The following is a 6,495-nucleotide window of genomic DNA, read 5'->3' on the forward strand; positions in this document are numbered from 1 at the left end:
ACTTTTGTCCGTATTACGGACATCATGAGCAGCGACTTAACTCACGTGTCAAGTGGATTTTCGACTGGAGTGCCGTTTTCACTCTGGTTAGAGCGCTATAAATCCACTGCATAGCTGGCAATGCTTGACGTGATACGCTCGTTTGTCGTATCCGATTGTTCACAATCCGGACAATCAAAGGAGGATAACATGTCAGCAAAAATCACCGGGATCATTCCGCCCCTCACCACACCGTTCGACCAGAACGGCGACATCGACGAGAAGGCTTTCCGACGCCAGGTGAAATTCCTGCTCGAGAAGGGCGTGCATGGCGTCTGCGTCGGCGGCAGCACCGGCGAGGGCCATACGCTCACGACCGACGAGTTTCGACGTTTGATCGAGGCCTGCGCGGAGGAGCTGAACGGCAAGGTGCCGCTTGTTGCGGGCATCATCGCCAACTCGACCCGCGAAGCGATTGCCCGCGCCCGCGCCATCGAGTCGGTCGATGTCGCCGCGCTGCAGATCACGCCGGTGCACTATCTCTTCAAGCCGGACGAGGAGGCGACATTGGGCCACTTCAAGACGCTGTCCGAGTCGGTCAAGCAGCCGGTCATCATTTACAACGTCGTGCCCTGGAACTACCTCAGTCCTGCACTGCTCGTGCGCATCATGAACGAGCAGCCGGGTGTGATCGGAGTCAAGCAGAGTGCCGGCGACCTCAAGCTGATGGCCGATTTGTTGCTCGACGTGCCGGCAGGCAAGGTCGTCCTGACCGCGGTCGATGCGCTGCTGTATCCGTCCTTCGCGCTTGGCGCGCACGGGACGATCGCGGCGAACCCGGCCGCAGTCCCCGGCGCCTGCGTGGCACTGTGGAATGCGGTGCAGCGCGGCGACCACGCCACGGCGCTGGAAATCCACAAGCGCCTGTTGCGGTTCTGGAACACGATCGTCGGCGACAATCTCCCGGCCTGCGTGAAGCATGCGCTCACCTTGCAGGGATGCGCGAGCGGCCTTCCGCGCCAGCCGATGCCGGTTCCCACCAGCCGCCAGAAAGAGGCGATTGCCACGGCTCTCCGTCACCTCCTCGAGGTCGAGGGTGGCGAGAGGCTGGTCGCGGCTGAGTAACGTCAGGCTACGGGCGCCGCTGCATTGCCGCCGCGCCCGATTCCGTCTAAGTCGGATATGGTTCGCCTCCTGGGTACTGCATCGCGGCGCCACCCGAAAGGTCCGACATGACTAGCGTCGACAGCAGTCGACAGAGCGTTAAGTCGCTCTTCAAGATGCTCGAGGTTCTGGAGGCATTTTCCTCGACGGACCCCGAGCTGAGCGTGGTTGAGATCGCGCGGCGCACCGGCCTGCCGCGCACCACCGTGCATCGTATCGTCGACAGCCTGCGCAGCGTCGGCTTCCTGGAGCAGGAGGCGAGCCGCGATCGCTACCGTCTCGGATTGAAGCTGTTCGAGCTCGGCGGGAGCGCGCTGATGAATTTGCCCCTCTATCGGGAGGCGCCGCCCTTCGTCGATACGCTCGCCAAGCTTAGTGGCGAGGACGTCCATCTCTGCATCTTCGACGGTGCGCAGATGGTCTTCGTCAATCGCCGCAGTCACATCTCGGGGCGCCCGCATAATACCGTGATCACTATGGAAGCTTCGCCCTGTCACTCAACCGGAGTGGGAAAGGCTGCTCTTGCCTTCCAGAGCGAGGCCGTGATCGACCGTGTTATACGCAGCGGCCTGCCGCGCTTCACGCCTAACACGATTGTCGAGCCGAAGCGGCTGAAGGCTGAACTCGCTGCGATCAGGGCCCGCGGTTACTCGGTGGACGATTGCGAGCACGAGCCGGAGCTGCGCTGCGTCGGCGCTCCGATCCGCAACGGCGCAGGCCGCGTCTTCGCGGCGATCAGCGCGAGCGGCCCGAGCCGGCGCGTTACGCTCGAGCGGGTGCCGGAGCTCGCCCGGGCGGTGATGACCCACGCCGAGCTCCTGTCGATCCGCTTGGGCTATCCGCCTGACGAACAGACCCGATCCGCGGATCCGATGCCTGAGAGCGGGGCGGCCGGCAGCTCCGGTCGTCGAGAGTCCGATCGCGCACGAACGCCGTTCTCCAGGAAAACACCGCAACGAAATCGCAACGAATTGGGTGAAACGACCGTGAACAAAACGGGGCGGAAACACGTGCCACAGCCAGAAAAATCAACAACTTAGAGGATATGCACTGCGTTCGGGACGATGGGGCGCTCTGGGGGTCGAGGACGGCTATCAGCGCGTAGGCGAGGGCCGGTAGCGCTCCAGCGCCGTGCCCGCGTGACTAGGCCGCGAGGAGCCAACTTGGGTTTTGCTCCTCGGTGCGTCGGCGACCTCGCATGATCCGCGCAATTGTCAGAGTAATCGCAAGGTAGAGAACAGTTTGCACGGAGCCCATAATGAAAAACATCGGATTGGCAAAGTCTGGATAGTTACGAACTGACCAAAGTATTGCCGCGGGCTGAAAAACAGACAGGAACGTGAAGACCATCAGAGTACCCCATTGCCAGGCTTTGATGGGCCTTCGAGCGCGAACCTCTCAGAACGAAGCCTGCCTCCAACCAGAATAGTGTCGCAGTTCCAAAAAGTATACCGCACATCTGAGCCTGATTCAGGATGTCTTGCACATTGATGGGATTGAAGAACAGTTTGCCGACAGATTGGCCGAGCATAACGTTGCTTGCCAATTGCAACTGGGCCGTCTGGCCGTACGGATGGAACGCGTCGCCCGCAACGTTGCCCACCGCTACAAGAGAAATTTGAATAACGGTGGTCAGGAACCATTTCCAATGGGGGCGGCCCGCAATCTTCTGGGTCAGACCTGACCTCAGCAGGGTCGCAACGATAATCATGTAGCTCGTCGAAAAAGCGAAAATCACGACCAGATAGATGATCGATGCAATCGGCTGCTCGAACAATAGGACCGACAGCGCCGCGCGCATGCCATCGCCCTGCTTTACCAGATCTCTATAGACAGGACTTAGAATCGCCATGACGTCGGCGACGTTTGAGATCAGGTAGTTAGCCAGGCAGAAGACATATCCGAGAAACAGAAAGCGCAGAAAGCTCGGGTCAAGCACCTCCTCAGGGCGTAGCGTCGCGTTCATGCGTCGTGACACCAATGGATGAGCGCTGAGCATCTCGTATAAGCGATCCCGTAATGAAGGTGCTGGCGGCGGTTTTCCGCCGCTGAGGGCTTCCATCAAGGCATCCTCACCCACCCATCGCGCAGCTCGCGCGTCCGCCAGGATTTCGCGGGTACGAAGAAGCGACCGATACTCCAAAAACAACAAGAGAGTCCAAAAAGCAAAGACTGGGAGGGTTATGACGAGCGCACCGATCGTCTGATCACTCCAGTAACGAGCCCACCTCAGGCCGTGCATGCTAAGGAACAGCTTGAGTGTCGCCCCCGGCACGCCCATTGGCGACGTGAACAGGTCGTATTGCATCAACACGACTCGGGCGGGGCGGATCAAAAGCCAAAGGATGACGATCCCCATCAGCACAAGATTGGCTTGAAGCAAGGAGCGTGAAATAAAGGCGTACTTGACGTCCCCGTTCTTGAAGTGCGCAAGCTCGTGAGCAATCCGCGCCATAAAGTTGGATGGCCGTCGCAGACCTAATAGCAGCACGCCCTGTCCCATCAGGATAGTTCGCGATCCGCGAAAGCCAAATGCGACCGCGTCAGTATTGTGAATGTCTCTGTCGTGAAGTAGGAGATCGATCTTTACGTCGGCTCGGTCGGACAAGTCCTGGATGGCATCGCGAGCTCGACTGTGCATGCCAAGTTCTTGGTAAGCTCCGAAGACAATTCGTTGTCTGCGCGAATGGTAGATGAAGAAAACGGTCGTAAGAGCGCTCAGAATAGCGAGGCCGTAAACGCCGTTACCTACGGAATATAGACCAGGCTGAAATTGAGCGACAAAAGGGGTCGTGAAGTAATCGAGGCCCGGCAAGAACTGGCCGGTCCAGAAAGCGATCATCATTGAGGTTATGAGCAGGATTAGGAAGTAGACGTTTGTTCCACTTGGCAGATTATTTGGGTTGACTCTGCACGACATAGCGGCCGGCTACGGTTGAAGACCATCACGCAATGTATTTGTCAGACGTGAGAGTGCAGCCTCGTCCAAGTTAAGTGAGGCGGCATCGTTCCGGAGTTTAGCAACGAGTTCGTCGACCTTATCCGACGAAATTGTAACGGGTCGGGCTTCTTGAAGCGGCGCACAAACCACTCGCCCAAATGCTTTTCCAGTGCCAGCCGAGCTTGTTCACTCAGATCCTTGATAAGTAGCCCAGAAGCGTCCTTCGCATTTTCCCAGAGGAAGGTAAGAAGCGGCTTGCAAAGGACCAAGAGTGCAGCCGAGATTGATCCCAGATCCTCGCCGGTTGGTACCCCGAAGCCCAGAGCATGATCGCGCTTCTTTCCCGATGGCTTCGGTGCGGCGGCAATAGCGTCAAAAAATTCCATCTCCTCGGGCGCTACCGCCTCGACAAGTGCTTGACCTAGTTGAAGCTCCAGAACTGAATAATCCGCGCTCGAATTTGCCATTATGTAAATCCACCAAGGCCGAGGCCGAAAAGACGATCAGGTCAATTATGCACGAAAGGAGGACGACCGGAAGTTGAAACTACAAGAAAAGCCCGGGGGTGCCGCAGGCCATGTACATCAAGGCGAGCGACGCCTTGGTCTCGGGGATGTGGTCCTCCACCGGACCGGGCAGGACGACCATCATGCCCACTGAAACGTGGGAGCGCGCTCGTCGAGATCCGCAAAAAATCGATCCGCTTCCAGCACGAGATGCACAAGCGTCGACGACTATCACATGAGCTTGCTACGGATTGAATTGGGCAACCTTAACCAGCCTGATGATAGGTGACTCAGCCCTGCGCGCCTCCCTTGATCGGCATCACCTTCTTGGGGGCGAGCCAGTGGTCGATCCGGTTATCGGGACTGACTGCGGCGATCGATCGCCGGCTCAGGACCGAACTTTCGCTCGATTGTGTGCCGATCGATCTGACGACCGATGATCAATCCCAACCTATCGCCCATCTGCTGGCAGGCTTCCTCGACGTCTCGGCGGTAGAGATCGGAACGGTTGCCGATTTTGCCGGGCATCCGAGACTCATCGACCGGGTACTGATCGTCGACGGCCTCGAACGTACCCAACTGCGCCGCTGGAGCTTGTTCCTGCGCCAGCTGATGGCCGAGCCGGCGGAGGAGACGGTCGTCGGGCCAGTCCTCCTCGTCCTGCTGCCGACGGGGCTCGGTCGAGACGATCGGTCGGCGCTCTGTGGCCCGCAACCCTCATTTCGACCCAGGGCATGTGCGACCGCTACGACAGCGCGAGTTATGCGGCCGCGATCGGCGCCCGTCCAGCGCAGGGACTGACGTCTCGCGTCGGGCACGCGGCGGCGATCGAAGTGGCGGCGTGGTCGCGTGAACTCCTGGAGGAAATGGTAGGTTGGGATGCGGCGGATCAGATCGCACCCTTTCCCTTGCTCGACCGCCTCGCGGCGCAAGGGCAGTATCAGTTTCCCTGCTGGGAGAACGGCCTGGTCGACTATTGGGACGACGAGCCGGCCGCGCACGCCGTGGCTGCGCTGAAACACGGATACGTCGACCACATCCGGCGGCGGGTCTGGAGCGCGCAGGCGAGCATTCTGTTGCCGTTCACCCATCGCGTCCTGAGATCGCTCATCGCCAGATATCAGCACTTCCTGGCCAAACAGGTGTCTCCGGAGCAACCGTACATCCGAACCTTCAACGGGCGCTCGAAGACGACGACGAATTTCTGGAAGCTCGAGTTCTACGACTTCCGGGAGTTCACGAAAGATCTTCTGTCGCCGAACGAGGCCAGTCTGTTGAGCCTGGCGGGCTGGACGCGCAACCAGGTAGCGCACTTCGATCTGATCGAACCCGACGACATCGCGCGCTTCTCCGACTACTACGAAGCAACGATCGGCGACGTGGACTTCGACATTCCGGGCTGGAACTGGCCGCGCTGCGGGCAGAACATGACCCTCACGGTCGGTCCTTCCGGAGCCGGGAAATCCACCTGGTCGGCCGCGCAGGGCATCGACGTCGTCTCGTCGGACGAGATCAGAAGGGAACGAAGTCCGAACGGCGAGATACGAGGCACGCAGTCCGAGATCTTCCACGAAGTGCGCATGCGAAGCGCGAAAGTCCTGGGCAACGGGCGCTCGGTTATCGTCGACGCGATGCACATCGAACCGGACGATCGCCTGCGGCAGTTGGCGATAGCCCCGGCCGACGTGCAGAAGAAGTACGCACTCATCGATCGGCCTCTCGCAGACAAGCAGCGTGATGGAGGTTGGAGAGGGCAGAAAGGTCTTGTCGACAAGTATCATCGACTGTTTGCCGATCACGCGGGTGCTGCGCTTGCGGGGGACGGCAGAGCCGATATCGAAGTGGTTGACCTTCGGACACAAAACGGCGAAGGACGGACCAGATGACGTCTGAGCGAAGCGGATC

At 59.5% G+C, this 6,495-nt stretch carries 6 protein-coding genes; 4 read left to right on the forward strand and 2 right to left on the reverse strand.

Going from position 1 to position 6,495, the window contains the following annotated elements; genetic code table 11:
• The first annotated feature begins 189 nt into the window (after nucleotides 1-189).
• Both IVB18_RS11810 and IVB18_RS11815 read left to right on the forward strand, forming a co-directional pair.
• A complete protein-coding gene (locus tag IVB18_RS11810) occupies nucleotides 190-1,104 on the forward strand; it encodes a dihydrodipicolinate synthase family protein (RefSeq protein WP_247989325.1) in 915 nt (304 codons plus the stop codon).
• A 107-nt stretch (nucleotides 1,105-1,211) separates the two neighbouring features.
• Nucleotides 1,212-2,183, forward strand: a complete 972-nt coding sequence (locus IVB18_RS11815; protein ID WP_247989326.1) for an IclR family transcriptional regulator — start codon at nucleotides 1,212-1,214, stop codon at nucleotides 2,181-2,183.
• Between the two features lie 251 nt (nucleotides 2,184-2,434).
• On the opposite strand, the gene IVB18_RS11820 is transcribed toward IVB18_RS11815, so the two are convergent.
• Together IVB18_RS11820 and IVB18_RS11825 are read right to left on the reverse strand one after the other, a co-directional pair.
• Nucleotides 2,435-3,988 carry a M48 family metalloprotease gene (locus IVB18_RS11820; protein ID WP_247989327.1) on the reverse strand — a complete coding sequence of 518 codons (1,554 nt, stop codon included), beginning with the start codon at nucleotides 3,986-3,988 and terminating at the stop codon, nucleotides 2,435-2,437.
• A gap of 116 nt (nucleotides 3,989-4,104) precedes the next feature.
• Nucleotides 4,105-4,551, reverse strand: coding sequence for a hypothetical protein (locus tag IVB18_RS11825; protein ID WP_247989328.1), 447 nt, complete (start codon nucleotides 4,549-4,551; stop codon nucleotides 4,105-4,107).
• Between the two features lie 348 nt (nucleotides 4,552-4,899).
• On the opposite strand from IVB18_RS11825, the gene IVB18_RS11830 reads away from it, so the two are divergent.
• Nucleotides 4,900-5,391, forward strand: coding sequence for a hypothetical protein (locus tag IVB18_RS11830; RefSeq protein ID WP_247989329.1), 492 nt, complete (start codon nucleotides 4,900-4,902; stop codon nucleotides 5,389-5,391).
• Nucleotides 5,325-6,476, forward strand: a complete 1,152-nt coding sequence (locus IVB18_RS11835) for an AAA family ATPase (protein ID WP_247989330.1) — start codon at nucleotides 5,325-5,327, stop codon at nucleotides 6,474-6,476. The genes IVB18_RS11830 and IVB18_RS11835 overlap by 67 nt, the downstream gene beginning before the upstream one ends.
• Nucleotides 6,477-6,495 lie beyond the last annotated feature (19 nt).

The organism is Bradyrhizobium sp. 186 (assembly GCF_023101685.1).
GTDB lineage: Bacteria > Pseudomonadota > Alphaproteobacteria > Rhizobiales > Xanthobacteraceae > Bradyrhizobium.